12 protein-coding genes are annotated in these 14,608 nt (G+C 38.1%); 4 read left to right on the top strand and 8 right to left on the bottom strand.

Features of this window, described 5'->3' with window-relative positions; translation table 11 throughout:
- The first annotated feature begins 19 nt into the window (after window positions 1–19).
- Both LQ201_RS18245 and LQ201_RS18240 read left to right on the top strand, forming a co-directional pair.
- Window positions 20–541 carry an NADPH-dependent FMN reductase gene (locus LQ201_RS18245; protein WP_230146254.1) on the top strand — a complete coding sequence of 174 codons (522 nt, stop codon included), beginning with the start codon at window positions 20–22 and terminating at the stop codon, window positions 539–541.
- Between the two features lie 980 nt (window positions 542–1,521).
- On the top strand, window positions 1,522–3,273 hold the full coding sequence (locus LQ201_RS18240; protein WP_230146253.1) for an ATP-binding protein: 1,752 nt from the start codon (window positions 1,522–1,524) through the stop codon (window positions 3,271–3,273).
- A 161-nt stretch (window positions 3,274–3,434) separates the two neighbouring features.
- Here the strand turns inward: LQ201_RS18240 and LQ201_RS18235 are convergent, their stop codons facing one another.
- From LQ201_RS18235 to LQ201_RS18215, 5 genes are all read right to left on the bottom strand, one after another.
- Window positions 3,435–3,911 carry an acyl-CoA thioesterase gene (locus LQ201_RS18235; protein ID WP_029280108.1) on the bottom strand — a complete coding sequence of 159 codons (477 nt, stop codon included), beginning with the start codon at window positions 3,909–3,911 and terminating at the stop codon, window positions 3,435–3,437.
- Window positions 3,912–4,392: 481 nt separating this feature from the next.
- On the bottom strand, window positions 4,393–6,537 hold the full coding sequence (locus LQ201_RS18230) for a glycoside hydrolase family 97 protein (RefSeq protein ID WP_230146252.1): 2,145 nt from the start codon (window positions 6,535–6,537) through the stop codon (window positions 4,393–4,395).
- A 185-nt stretch (window positions 6,538–6,722) separates the two neighbouring features.
- The gene (locus LQ201_RS18225) at window positions 6,723–7,904 is read right to left on the bottom strand and encodes an IS4 family transposase (RefSeq protein WP_256449213.1); all 1,182 of its coding nucleotides are present in this window, start codon (window positions 7,902–7,904) and stop codon (window positions 6,723–6,725) included.
- A gap of 517 nt (window positions 7,905–8,421) precedes the next feature.
- Complete coding sequence (locus tag LQ201_RS18220; protein WP_230144808.1) at window positions 8,422–9,675, bottom strand: DUF2130 domain-containing protein; 1,254 nt, start codon at window positions 9,673–9,675, stop codon at window positions 8,422–8,424.
- 106 nt (window positions 9,676–9,781) lie between these two features.
- The gene (locus tag LQ201_RS18215; RefSeq protein ID WP_057932237.1) at window positions 9,782–10,162 is read right to left on the bottom strand and encodes an OsmC family protein; all 381 of its coding nucleotides are present in this window, start codon (window positions 10,160–10,162) and stop codon (window positions 9,782–9,784) included.
- 184 nt (window positions 10,163–10,346) lie between these two features.
- Between LQ201_RS18215 and LQ201_RS18210 the strand changes: the two genes are divergently transcribed.
- Both LQ201_RS18210 and LQ201_RS18205 read left to right on the top strand, forming a co-directional pair.
- Window positions 10,347–10,712 carry a YtxH domain-containing protein gene (locus LQ201_RS18210; protein ID WP_230144807.1) on the top strand — a complete coding sequence of 122 codons (366 nt, stop codon included), beginning with the start codon at window positions 10,347–10,349 and terminating at the stop codon, window positions 10,710–10,712.
- Between the two features lie 104 nt (window positions 10,713–10,816).
- On the top strand, window positions 10,817–11,563 hold the full coding sequence (locus tag LQ201_RS18205) for a YdcF family protein (RefSeq protein WP_230144806.1): 747 nt from the start codon (window positions 10,817–10,819) through the stop codon (window positions 11,561–11,563).
- 68 nt (window positions 11,564–11,631) lie between these two features.
- Here LQ201_RS18205 and obgE read toward each other — a convergent pair whose 3' ends face one another.
- From obgE to LQ201_RS18190, 3 genes are all read right to left on the bottom strand, one after another.
- Window positions 11,632–12,627 (bottom strand): GTPase ObgE, encoded by a 996-nt coding sequence (gene obgE, locus LQ201_RS18200; RefSeq protein WP_029277724.1) that lies wholly within the window; start codon window positions 12,625–12,627, stop codon window positions 11,632–11,634.
- Window positions 12,628–12,783: 156 nt separating this feature from the next.
- Window positions 12,784–13,359: an adenylate kinase gene (locus tag LQ201_RS18195; RefSeq protein ID WP_230144805.1), complete on the bottom strand. Its 576-nt coding sequence runs from the start codon at window positions 13,357–13,359 to the stop codon at window positions 12,784–12,786.
- Window positions 13,360–13,783: 424 nt separating this feature from the next.
- The gene (locus LQ201_RS18190; RefSeq protein WP_230144804.1) at window positions 13,784–14,293 is read right to left on the bottom strand and encodes a hypothetical protein; all 510 of its coding nucleotides are present in this window, start codon (window positions 14,291–14,293) and stop codon (window positions 13,784–13,786) included.
- Window positions 14,294–14,608 lie beyond the last annotated feature (315 nt).

The following is a 14,608-nucleotide window of genomic DNA, read 5'->3' as shown; positions in this document are numbered from 1 at the left end:
ATCTTATTAACAATTATCCATGATCACAATTATAGCCGCTACCAACAGGCCCAATAGCAATACGCTAAAAGTTGCTAAATATTACCAAAGGCAACTAAAAGAAAAAGGAGCCGATGCCAGTTTGTTCAGCCTGGAGCACCTGCCTATAGATGTTTTGAATACGGATATGTATGGCAAACGATCAGCAGCTTTTCAAGAAATCCAGAACATGATTAATAACACTGAAAAGTTTTTATTTATCATGCCAGAGTACAATGGAAGCTACCCAGGGGTGTTAAAAGTGTTAATAGATGCCTGTAATTTCCCCGATAGCTTTTATGATAAAAAGGCCGCTTTAGTCGGAATTTCTTCTGGTAAATATGGTAATATCCGCGGTGTAGATCATTTCACAGGCGTTTGTCATTATATTCATCTGCATATTTTACCCTTACGTTTGCACATTCCTAATATTAAAACCGAGTTAGATGCCGAAGGTAATTTCAATCATCCAGATACGATTAAGTTTACAAACGAGCAGATAGATAAGTTTATCAAATTCTAATCGTCATTCATTTTTTCCTGCATCCTGCAACCCTAAATCACGGTACAGACCGCGCCACCTAAACCTGATGGAAGCGGCACGCAGTAAAGCGTACAGCGGGATTGCACCAGCCTAAATGTTACCAAACCTGCTTTCAAAAAAAATAGAGCTCTATTCTTCTTTTGGAAAGCCCAGCCTGCATTTCATAGGAGCGTCAGCCCCGCTTTTCATTCCAAGTCCGCCCCGATGAATCGGGATACCTCGCTTACGGGCTTTCCATTGCAATCAGGTTTAGGGAACAAAAGGCAGCGCCATAACCTTAAAAATCGTTCAGTCTAAATTAAATTTTCATTTTCTGCACCCTACAGCCCCAAATCTTATTACCGGCCGCGCCACCTAAACCTGATGGGAAGCGGCACGCAGTAAAGCGGACAGCGGGGCTGCACCAGCCTAAATGTTACCAAACCTGCTTTCCGAAAAAACAAACTCTATTCTTTTTTTGAAAAGCAAACCCTGTGTTTCATATAGCGTCACTCCTGCTTTCTGTTGCAAGTCCTCTCTGCGCTGCGGGCTTTCCTTTGCAATCAGGTCTAGAAACGTAGAACAGCGCATTAAACCTCCAGAAGCAATGGTTCAAAATGATAAAAACCCTTCCAAAATGAAAAGGTTTTTTGCTTAAAACATTTTTAGAAACACCATAAAATACTATAAAACAACAACTTAAACAATAACCCAATCTACTGGCATAGCTATTGACTACAGGCTAAATGAATAACTATTTATTTAACCTTGGTTATATAATTTAGTTAATCAGGAAACAGATTTAATATAACCTATTTTTACAAAAAAAAGAGAGAAATTGCTTTGCATTAATAGCGAAAATCTCTCCGCCTTTGCGGTTAAACAAAAAAGTCATGAAACCATCAATGATTTTCAAATATCACACAATAAAATAAGCAAATCATGATAGCTTCATCACCATTAAAAAAAAACATAAACAGATGAAAATAAAAACCAAGCTCCGCCTCGGATTCGGGTTTCTCTTTATACTTGTTTTGTCCTTCGGATTAATCGCGCTCTTTTTCTTAAACGAGCTTTCAGATAAATCGAAGGCAATCCTTAAAGACAACTACAAATCACTGAAATACGTTGCTGCTATGCGCAATGTAATCGATCAGAACCAATTTCCATTAAGCAGTACTCAACTGGCTGTATTTAAGGAAAACTTAAAAAACGAAGGGTTAAACATTACCGAACCCGGCGAAAAAGTGGCTTTCCAGAAATTGGAAACGGCTTTTGCCATGCTAAACGGTCCACAATCGTTAAGCATTAAAGAAAATAGCATTAAAAATTTGCGCGTTGCACTACAAAATATCGAACAGGTAAACATGAAGGCCATTTACGATAAGAATGAATTGGCCAATGAAACCTCATCTAGGGCAAACCTCTACATCATGATTGCCGCTACCCTGAGTTTTATTATCCTCTTTACGTTCATTGTAAACTTTCCAGGTTTTGTAGCCAACCCCCTTGCCGAATTTGGTGCAGCGATTAAACAGATCAGTCGTAAAAATTATAAACAGCGCCTGCATTTCGAAAACGAAGATGAGTTTACAGAACTGGCAGATTCCTTTAACGGAATGGTGGTTAAACTAAACGAATGGGAAAACAGCAACTTATCTAAAATTAAATCCGAAAAATCACGTATTGAAGCCATTATTGCACAAATGCAGGATGCCATAATCGGCCTAAATGAAAAAGGTGAAGTACTCTTTCTAAATCATCTGGCGGCAAAACTGATGAGCCTTGATGAAGATAAGGTTATTGGCCAGAACGTGGCCGAACTGATGCAAAAGAACGAGCTGCTTAAACGGATTATTAAACCCGAAACCAATGATAATACCCTAAAAATTTATGCTGATGATAAGGAATCTTATTTCCTGTTGGAAAACCGCGAAATCATCATCCCAAATTATGAAGAACAGGATGAAAACACTTTAATTGCCTCTTCTAAATCTGCAGGAAGCGTTTACACGTTAAAAAATATTACGCAGTTTAAAGAGCTCGATGAAGCCAAAACAAATTTTATCGCTACAGTTTCGCACGAGTTAAAAACACCCCTATCATCTATCAAAATGAGTTTGAAATTGCTAAACGATGAGCGTGTGGGTGCCATGAATGAAGAACAGCATGAACTGCTCAACCATATCAAAGAAGATAGCGACAGACTGCTAAAAATCACCAGCGAACTTTTAGATCTTTCGCAAGTAGAAACCGGTAATTTAAAACTCACTTTTGCCATAACCAAACCAGAAGAAATTGTAAGTTATGCCGTTGATGCTGTTAAATTTCAGGCCGAACAAAAATCGATTCAACTGGTACTTAACTGCAACCAGAACTTGCGGGATGTGAATGCCGATATCCAGAAAACAGCCTGGGTACTGGTTAACTTTTTATCTAATGCATTGCGGTACAGTGCAGAAAAATCGAAGGTAATCATCGATGTTTTCCAAAAAGACAAGTTTATCGAATTTTCTGTGCGCGATTTTGGAAAAGGCATTGACGAAAAATACCAGAAAAGATTATTCGACAGGTACTTTCAGGTACCAACCGATGGACAGAATAAATCGGGCTCCGGATTGGGCCTCGCCATTTCTAAAGATTTTATTGAAGCCGAAAACGGAAAAATATGGGTGGTAAGCGCCATTGGCGAAGGCAGTAAGTTTTGTTTCAGCTTGCCGATTGTAGAATAGATTCCGCTTTTTTTTACCACAGAGGACACCGAGTTTTGCACTGAGGTACACAGAGTATAAAACAAATACAATAGCTATGCGCTTAACTCGGTGTGCTCCGTGGCCTACCCTCTGTTTTCTCTGTGGTTAAGCTGAATCGCCAACCGCTCAACGCCTCACGCTTACACAATATACGGTTCCATTTCTTTATCAATGCTTTTACGCAGTTCCATTAATTTAATGGCGTAGCCATGCATGGCAATTTCTTTTTCGGTTTTTGGCTTAAAGGCTGGGATTCCTTTTGGCTGGCCATCGTCGTCTACCGCAACAAAAACAATAATACAGTGTGTATTCTTAACAAAATCGGTTTGCCCTACTGGTTTTGAAAAAGCATCAACGGCAATATGCATACTGGTTTTACCCGTGTAAATAATGCGTGCTTCCATTTTAACCAAGTGCCCGATATGAACAGGATGAAAAAAACGGATTCCCCCAACATAAACTGTTACACAATAAGTCTGGCTCCACTGTAAAGCACAGGCAAAAGCAGCCTGATCGATCCATTTCATCATCATCCCACCATGTACCTTACCTCCATAATTAACATCAGAGGGTTCACTTAAAAATTGAAGTTCGATATGGTTTTTGGTTCTGGGCATAGTAATATTTTGTTAAGAATTGCTTGGTTTTAATGTCTTTGCTAAGATATTATAAAATAAGATATTTTCCTGCAGTCAGCTGTTATGATCTGTTAAGATAACTCAGCACAATTAACTGCCAATTACAAAAACAGTCCCGCAGGTTTAAGATGATTAACGCAAATTAATTGTTTTTTTTTGCGACTATCAGTAAGATCTGCGGGAAAGAACTCTACTAGGGCCATCATCCTGAGAGGTTAGTTTTAAAAAAACAAAGGAAGGGTGATGACAGGCCTGTAGGATCGTCATTTCGACTGATTTTCTAAACCTGTCACTGGTAGATCAGCTCAGAATCTGACTAACATGATAGATATTGAAATAAATTTTAATCCGTATTTATCTGTGTACATCCGTGGCAAAAAAACAATAAAAAAGTCGCAGCGGGGGCTGCGACTAGAAGAGAAGAGTGTCAGCTGGCAACACTGACATTCACTAACTTAACTTATTTCGCCATAATACTAATCGCGTATCCCCCACCTGGTGCACAATACTGCGATAATGTAGTTTTACTGGTTACCTCCATTTTACGGATGGTATAGGCTTTAGGATTGGTTTCGTAATGGGCATCTTTTGCATCGGCATAAATGGTTGCAGCATATTTTTTACCAGGATCCAAAAAGCTAAAATCAATTTTAGATGTTCGGCCCACTTCATCATTGGTGCGGCCAACAAACCAGTTGTTTTTACCTTTCGCTTTACGCGCAAAAGTGATATAATCGCCAGGTTCTGCTTCTAAAACTTTGGTATCGTCCCAATCTACCGCCACATCTTTAATAAACTGAAAAGCATCCATGTACTTGTTATAAGTTTCAGGCAAATCGGCAGCCATTTGCAGCGGACTATACATGGTAACGTAAAGTGCCAGCTGGCGGGCCAATGTACTGTGCACAAAAGAAGTATTTTCAGGGTTATAAACACTTACTTTAGTCTCGAAAATACCTGGGGTATAATCCATTGGCCCACCTATTAAACGTGTAAAGGGCAAAATAGTGGTATGATCGGCATTATTGCCCCCAAAAGCTTCATATTCTGTTCCCCTTGCCGATTCGTTTCCGATTAAGTTCGGATAAGTACGCGCCAGGCCTGTTGGGCGAACAGCCTCATGTGCATTCACCATAATTTTATATTCCGCTGCTTTTTGGATGGCATACAGGTAATGATTATTTAACCATTGGCCATAATGATGCTCTCCCCTTGGGATTATGTTGCCTACATAACCGCTTTTAACGGCATCGTAACCATTGGCTTTCATAAATTTATAAGCGGTATCTAAATGGCGCTCATAATTACGTACCGACGAAGAAGTTTCATGGTGCATAATCATTTTAACACCTTTACTTGCGGCGTAACGGTGTAATTCTTTTACATCGAAATCGGGATAGGGCGTTACAAAATCAAATACATAATCTTTTGTTTTACCAAACCAATCCTCCCAGCCCTCGTTCCAGCCTTCAACCAAAACAGCATCTAATCCATTTTTAGCTGCAAAATCGATGTATTCTTTTACATGTGCAGTATTTGCAGCATGTTTCCCATTGGGTTTTGTTTTGGCATAATCGGTTACGCCCAATTGCACACTGGTTAAATCATTATAGGCCCAGGTACTTTTACCTGTAATCATTTCCCACCAAACACCTACATACTTGGTTGGTTTTATCCACGATACATCTTTAAATTTTGTTGGCTCGTTTAAGTTATAGGTTAGCTTTGAGGTTAAAATGTCACCTGCTTTATCACTCACAATAATGGTTCTCCAGGGCGATAAACAGGGTGCCTGCAAATAACCTTTATCGCCAACTGCATCTGGCGTTAGCCACGATTCTAAAACCATATTTTTATCGTCGAGATTTAACGACATTAGCGAATAGTTGATCAATGCCGCTTCATGGATATTGATGTACAAACCATCTTTACTCTTCATCATTAAAGGCGTTTGTAAACCTGTTGGCGAAAAAGTAGTTTGCGACGCATTTGGTGTAACCGCAGCTTTCATTTTACTGCGTACTTCTGATAAGTTTGAGGTTACCGTACTGTATTCCTGTGTATCGTAATCGCCAGGAAGCCAAAAAGCTTTATGATCGCCAGCTAAGGCAAACTGGGTTTTCTCTTCTTTAATTACGAAATAATCTAAGTTTTTTTGTTCAGGAAATTCATATCTAAAACCCAAACCATCGTTAAACAAACGTAACCGCACAATGATATAGCGGTTAGTTTCTTTTTGCGTTAAAGTTACCGCCAGTTCGTTGTAATGATTTACAATTTCTTTTACTTCGCCCCAAACCGGTTTCCAGGTTTCGTTAAAAGTATTGGTTTTAGTATCGGTTATGGTAAAACCTTTCATTAAAGATTTACCATCTTTAAGTTCAAGCCCCAGCTTGCTGGCTTTAATAACGTCTTTTCCTTTGTACTTTAAGCTATAGGTAGGTACTCCCCCTTCGGCCAAAGCAAAACTGGCGACTAAATTGCCATCCGGCGACTTCAAATCCTTTTCGGGAACGTTCCCGAAAACATTCCCAAAAAATAGCAAAGTGCCTATTAAAGTAAGGATTTTAAAGCGGTTAAAGGATTGGTTAAGTTTCTTATTCATGTTATCATTTATTTTTTGTTATTACTATTTATATAACTTGCAGGTTTGGTTTCTCTAATATAAAAACGCATTTAATTAAATACAATTTATATTTAATTAGATACTAAGCAGGTATAACCTCATGCGAAAAGTATTTCTAATTACTATGTTTCGGTTCGTGACGACACCAATGCTATTAAGTTAAGCTATTTATATGCTTGGTGCAACCTGCTTTTATTTTGCCGAACTTTAATTCTGGGAAAGCTTCTTGTTGGCTTTACCGCAACTACAGTTTTAGAAATTTGCTCTATTAGCTGTTTAATTATTGTTTTCAGTTTTGATCCCATTACTAACTCAATTAGGCTGTTCCTAACAAATCTGAATGCATTTTGCCAGTTGAAGATATAACCGTATCTTCTTTTATCCATGTTTTTTTCAATCTTGTCCTGTGCGGTAATCCCCAGTAAAGCAACGAGATTCATCATGAAAATATGGGCCTCAAATTCCTGGTTTATGCCTTCTGGCTTACGGCTACCAAACTGCTCGAGTTTCATTTTGGGCTTGAGCTTTTTAAAACCCTCTTCAATCCTCCATCTGAGCGTATAAAGCTGGTTAATATCTGCTAAGCTGATATTCTTAGGCTCAAGTGAGGATATCAATAGTTCGATCTCACCTGTTGTTAGTTTGATTTTCGAAACTCTTACTTTTATGGGTTCGCAATCTTGCCCATGCTCGGCACAGGTCCTTTTTTCCCTTAAACTTGGTTGCCACTCCGTAATAAAATCCTCAGATGGATTATTCATTACCTGTTTGGCAAAGGTAGAATTCGATGAGCTAACCCTGATACAAAAGTCACTTTTCTCTTCGATAAGCCTCTTGAATATATTGAAGTAACCAAATCCCCTGTCTAAGATAAAAATAGCCTTATTGACAGCAAGGTTGTTTAGGCAATCCTTGAAAAGAGTTCTCTCTGAGTTCTTCATCTCGCTTATCCGACTCGCCAATACCGTCTTTGTGTTGATGTCAAAAAGCATAAACAATTGGGCAAGACAACTTTTGGCACCATTTTCATTTTCAGAATAAACGCCAAAGTGTTTTTTTATACCCGGTGATGCAGGCAGCGAGACCGTTGAGCCATCGCCGGCGATCAACTGAAAGCCTTTCCAACGTCTAACATAGTGTCGTTGATGAAAATCCACAAGTATGCTGTTCAGATCCTTAAAAAATGAAATTTCGACCTTATAACGAGCCAGTGAGAAAGCTGCCCCAGTAACTGTTTTGACTTTGAATTTGGGCAATAGAGTTGAAATATTGTACTCAACAGATTCCTTGAATAGATTCAAAATTGAGGTAACTACGATAGGAAAGGTAAGTGAGCGCTTTCTGATGAAAAACTTTGCTTTGGTAATATACTTCGCAGGGGTCGGATTTTTTTGAATAAAATCACATGTTTTTTTTAGGAGAAACGATATGTTTCTCCTTGGAAATATTGCTGGAAATTAAACTCATGTATCTTTTTTGATTGTATATAAATATACTAAAAAAAACTATCTCAAAATCCAAAAACCCTTAACTTAATAGCATTGGTGACGACACGAACCGCAGCGGAGGTTAATATCAATGGGCTCATTGAGCGCTACGCCGTTTAAAACCTGCGAGGTTTAGTCACGCAATATCTCCGCGTTAGGGACTGTAAGGGTCTAGTGCCGATCCTTTATCGGTACTGGAGCGAAGCGTAGCCCTGAAAAGCCCGTCCCCTTTCCCGTTTTTCACGGGATGGGGAACGCCCAAATAACTGGTAGCTTGCAGTTCACACCTGGCGATGAGCAACGTCGGTCATTCAAACACATCCTGAAACAAGTTCAGGATGACAATTAATCGAGGACAGGATGATGATGCAATAAGTTACTCTAAAAGCAAGGTATCATCATCTTCATCGGTTAAGCTCAACTGCACACTATCGCTACCGGCAATACCTTCTATTGAACCGCGGATATGGGTCGCATTTAACAATACTTTTTCTAACTGCTTTTCACGTGCTTTCCATAAACGTTCCATGGCATCACGCTCGCGTTGTATGGATAGTTTCATACTCATAAAACCTTCCCTAATGGCTTTCCATTGTTCTGAGAACTCTGCTCCCATTAAATAATCGTAAAGCATGTGCATTTTTTCGCCGCGGTTTTCCTGCGATTTTACTGCACCTGCCAAGCGCAAAATACCTTCGCGCAACACGTATGCCACAGCATTTACTTCTTCGAAAGAGCAGATCCAAACCCCATCGCGCTGCCCGAAACAATCCATGCCTTTTGGGTAACATTGACTCACGATTACCGCTACATCAATGCCCATACTGCGCATATCTTTTTTCAGTTTTTCGATCCAGTCGCCACCAAAATCTTTGGTACGCTTGCTTTCGTAAATAATTTTACCGCATTCCTGTCCGAATTGATTACGCACTACCTGTACACAATCTGCACCACGCACTCCTTTGCCAACTTCTTCAATTAAATCGAAAGGATAATTGGTACGAAGCAATTCCTCCAAAATCAGTTCCTGAACTTCGCCCTGCAATTGCATACTGCCCTGCTCAGCCTTACGTTTCATTTCTTCAGCCAATTTTTTCTGGTCGTCGAGCTGTTTTTCCAATTCCTTTAAACGCAATTGGTGTTCGGTATCTTTAATACTATTTTTTTCCGCCTCTTGCTTACGGATCTGTTCTACCAACTCGTTACGCTGCTCTTGCATTTTACGTTGAAAGGCAAGTTCCATTTCTTCTTCCTTTACCTTAAGGCTTTCCTCGCGGCGTAAAAACTCCAATTCTTTTTCGCGGGCCAACTTTAGTTTTTCGGCATTATCTTTCGCATTACCTTCCAGCATTTGCAGTTTTGTTTCAAAATCGGCCGAAATGCTTTTACGCAGGTTTTCCTCCAGACTATCCTTAAGCTTGGTTTTCTCTTCAGCAAGTTTGGCATCAAAAGCTTTCAATTGCTGTTGTTTTTCTGATTCGAAAATTTGCAGTTTACGTTGATATTCTTCATCTTTCTGCCTTGCATAAGCAGCCGCTTTCTCACGTAACTCTTTCTTATAATCTTCGGCCATGGCTTCTTCCATCGGAAAAACATGGGCACAGTTGGGGCATTTTATTTCGGTAGGCATTGATTATTGTTTTAACCACCAAGGCGCAAAGCACACCACGGTTTTTTTATTGGTAAAGATATTAAAGCTTTTTATCAATGTACAAACGAGTTTTGCACCGTTAGCATTAAAGTACCTTCGATCTGATTTCGTGACCGGATGCTAAAATCTTACTTACCGGGCATTTTGCGGCAATTTCTTCCAATCTGATTTTTTGTTCCTCGGTAAGTATTCCTGTACATACAATTTCTTCAAAAAATATGGTCTCCCCATTTTCGGTATCAATATTTACTTCTACCTCAATTTTATCAATTGGCCATTCCTTTCTATCGGCATACATTCTTAAGGTAATGGCTACACACGATGCTAAAGAGGCCATTAACAATCCTTTTGGGGCAAAACCTTTATGTGTACCACCCAATTCTAAAGGCTCGTCTACTATAATATCATGAGAACCATTTGTTACAGAACATGCATAATGCTCTTTATTTATTGTCGCTTTTACCATATAATTAGTTTTAGTACCTCAAATATTGTGCTTTAACTTTAAACTTAGGTAAAAGTCTGGTCTTTTTTTGAAAACGATAGAGAAGTTGTACCGCTTTAGCAAAAAACTATAACATTGCTTTCCAAATCAAAAAACATCAAACATTATATCAAGCGAATTGTTCATTTATTAAAACCGCATAATTATGAAATACAGAAAGTTAATCGGAAAATATTTAAAGCACGAATCGGATAACAGTGCAAAAATAGCACTGGCCTTAGTTGCTGGTTTAGCGGCCGGCGCAGTTATTAGTATTTTATTTGCTCCTGATAGCGGCGCAGGTACGCGTGGAAAAATTGTTGGCGGAGCTAAAAATCTACGTTACGGCTTTCAAGACAAATACAACCTTTTAAAAGAGAAGGTTTTTGGCGTAGAAGCCATCGAAGAAGATATTATTGAACATGAAGTGCCTCATTTTAAACATACTGTTGCTAAGAAACGTAAATCAGATGTGAAAGAAATTTTAGAAAGTGCCCATGAAAATGGCCAGGTACAAGAAGGCCAAGGATAAAATGTGGCAAGGTATTAATTGATTATATTTTAATCAATTAATACCTTGCCTCCCCCCCTTTATCATTTAAACAAATTCTTAGTTTTGCAGGATAATATCTGTATATGATTTTTATCCTCTCAAAGATTTTGCTTTTCCTCATTAAACCTATAGTTTGGATTTTTGTGCTTTTGATTTTTGCAATTGCAACAAAACAATCTAAACAAAGGAAAAGGTATTTAATCTGTAGTTTGATTATTTTCTTCTTTTTCTCTAATGGCTTTATTGTTGGAAAAATAATAAACAGTTATGAAGCCGACTATCCAAGGGCAGGTAAATTCGATGTCGGAATAGTGCTTGGGGGCTTCTCTGGCTTAAACAAACGAAACAATGAAATTGCTTTTAATTGGGCAGGAGATAGATTATTCCAAGCAATCGCACTTTATAAAAAAGGACAGATTAAGCAGATACTACTTAGCGGTGGGAGCGCAAATTTAATAGACCGAAAAATTAAAGAAGCTGATTTAGTCATTCAGTACTTAAAACTGATCGGAATTCCTGATTCTGCAATCCTGATTGAAAACCAAAGCAGAAATACCATCGAAAATGCCAGGTACAGCCTGGCACTCATTGCGAAAAACAAGCCTAAAGCTAAAATTTTGGTGATTACCAGTGCATGGCACATCCCAAGGGCAAAACTGATTTTTGATAAACAAGCCAAACAGAAAATTGAATATTACCCAACAAGTTTTTCTGGAGATACTGAATTCGACTTAAGTGATTTTATCATCCCAAATGCCAGTGCATTAGGCGCATGGGAAATGTTATTTAAAGAATGGATTGGTTTGACGGTAGACGGTTTGAGAACCTAGTTTGATTAATAGTTAAGGTTCATTAGTCACGAGTAGAACTAATGAACAACTGACACTATTGAACTGCTTTATCCTTCAATCGCTTTCCAAAGCATATCTTTCAGTTCTAAAATATTTTTTTCAGCTACTGATGAAATGAATATAGATGGAATGTTTGGCAGATCCTGTTTCATTTCTTCCATTAATTCTTCATCTAACATATCTGATTTGGTAATGGCTAAAACATGCGGTTTCTGCATTAATTCAGGATTGTAAGATTCCAGTTCGCTTTTAAGGATTTCGTATTCTTCTTTAATTGAACGGCTTGTATCAGCTGGGACCATGAATAACAATACGGAGTTACGCTCAATGTGGCGTAAGAAACGATAGCCCAAACCTTTACCTTTTGATGCACCTTCAATAATCCCAGGGATATCGGCCATTACAAAAGATTTCCCACCTCTGTAACTTACAATACCCAGATTAGGAACAATGGTAGTAAAAGGATAATCGGCAATTTCTGGCTTAGCAGCCGAAACTACTGAAAGCAATGTAGATTTTCCAGCATTTGGGAAACCAACCAAGCCAACATCGGCCAAAACTTTTAATTCTAAAATGTTCCAAACCTCTTGTCCTTGCTCACCCGGTTGTGCAAAACGCGGTGTTTGCTGAACCGAATTTTTAAAGTGTGCATTACCCAAGCCACCACGGCCACCGGCTGTTAAAATCTTAGTTTCGCCATCTTTGGTAATTTCGAAAAGGATTTCTCCAGTTTCAGCATCTTTAGCAATGGTACCAAGCGGAACCTCCAGGATTTCATCCTTACCTTGTTTACCGAATTTATGGGAACTACCGCCTGCTCCCCCATCTTCAGCAATAATGTGCTTACGGTATTTAAGGTGCAATAATGTCCAGATATGGATACTGCCTTTAACGATAATGTGGCCACCACGACCGCCATCACCACCATCGGGGCCACCCATTGATGTTAAAATATCACGATGTAAATGTGCCGAACCTGCCCCGCCCTTACCAGAACGGCAACAAATTTTTACATAATCTACGAAATTCGAACCCTGTGACATATTTTAATATTGAAATGTTAATACTGGAATGTCAAAACAACAATTCCTTTAAAATTAAAGAGTTATAACGTTTTAACATTATAACTCTTTTTATGTTTTTGAATATTGGATCGGGAATTAATTAAAACCGTCTCTTTTATATCCGCTACTTGAACTTTATACCTTATACTGATCAATTACAGCGCAAAGATCATTATATACTGTTTCTATTTCACCTATTCCGTTTACTTTATTCAACTTTCCTTGCTCCTCATAATAAGGTAATACATGGATGGTTTTATCAAAGTATTCTGAAATCCGTTTTTTTAATTTTTCAGCATCGTCATCAGGACGACCGCTGGTTTTGTGACGTTCGGCAATACGTTTTGTTAACTCGTCCTGGTCAACATCTAAAGCAATAACACCAGCAATTTTACTGCCTTTACGCTCCAAAAATAGATCGAGCTCAATTGCTTGCGGAACGGTACGCGGAAATCCATCAAACACAAATCCTTTAGCATCAGGATTTTTATCTACCTCTTCTTCAAGCATGGCAATTGTAATGACATCTGGAACCAATTCTCCATCAGCTAACAATTGACTTACTTTTTTTCCTAATTCGGTTTCTCCTTTAACGTGTGCTCTAAAAAGATCGCCTGTTGAAACGTGTACCAACTGATATTTTGTAATCAGCTTTTCAGATTGGGTGCCTTTACCCGCCCCTGGAGGGCCAAAGAGAACTAAATTAAGCATTCAAGTTGTTTAGGTTGTCTTCAAAAATTAAAAAAGCCTTATTCCTATGGCTCTGTTAAAAGTAATCTTCAAATCACTGATTAATAGGATTAGACATTGTTACTTTCAAGGCTGCAAATATATAATTATTAATTTAGATGCCATTTAAAATTGATGATTTATTTAAAAATGGGCTATTTTAATGACATTTATCTCCTTCTAAGAAGAATCTTGTGCCATTTTTATATTTAACAGAATTTTCTTCAAATACTAGAGGGCCTAACCAAACAATCCTTTTACATTTTTATTAAATTTTACAAAAAACTTAAGTATCTCTAACCTTACTGGACTGATATTTCCAATATACCTAAATTGCAAAAAACGAAATGCCGTGATGTTGCCATCAACAAAAAAACATTTATCGCTTAGCATAGAAGAACCATTTTTATTGATCCTCATATTTAAAGTCTGTGATATCAAGAGCCCTCTTGCTAAATTTCAGATAAGTAACAATAACTTTCGATCCAATTTTGTAGCGGCTATAATCTTCTTGCTTAACCTCAATCCTTATTTTTTCATTTTTAATTGGACCCGAAAAAGTCAGGTATTCTGCATGCTCTGTTTTGTCCCGACCGATAACTACACTCGTTAATCTGTTTTTTCCGTTTAATTTATCTTTCTTCCAATTGTATTTGCTGTACCTATCTACTAACCAGGCAATGCAGTAACAAAAACTAAACATTAATAATCCTATTGCTGCAAAAGCGATATAGTCGTAATACTTCAGATTGTTGAGCGTTTCCTTTTCTACAGCTAAAGCAGCGATTATCCCAAGAAAGAATATACCAGCAACAAGCGTAATTACAGCGATTCTCATCACTGCTTTTTGCGCTGTTTCCATTTGCGCTATTTCTTCTTCAGTTAATGGAATATTTTCCTGTAACTGTATTTGCATATAGTCTATTTGATGATTCTCCATTTATTCCTTAGATCTGTAGTATATTAAATAATTGTTCTCAACCAATGTCATTATGGAGTAGTGGTTATACCCTCTCAGTTAGATTGCGCTTTTGCCAGCACAAACATTAACATCAGAATAATTAAGTAAAAACATTTTTCATTTGTATTTTTCGACAAAGTAGATGAATTAAATTTTTCCATTTTTATTTCAGAAATTCAATTCCAGGTGATTGACGACCAAAATAAAAACGCGCTCCAATTTCAACAACTGAAAACTATTCTTTCAGCTTCCGGTTTATGGCTAAATTAA

It is taken from the genome of Pedobacter sp. Bi126, assembly GCF_918698245.1.
GTDB lineage: Bacteria > Bacteroidota > Bacteroidia > Sphingobacteriales > Sphingobacteriaceae > Pedobacter.
This window is presented reverse-complemented; position numbering and strand designations above follow the sequence as displayed.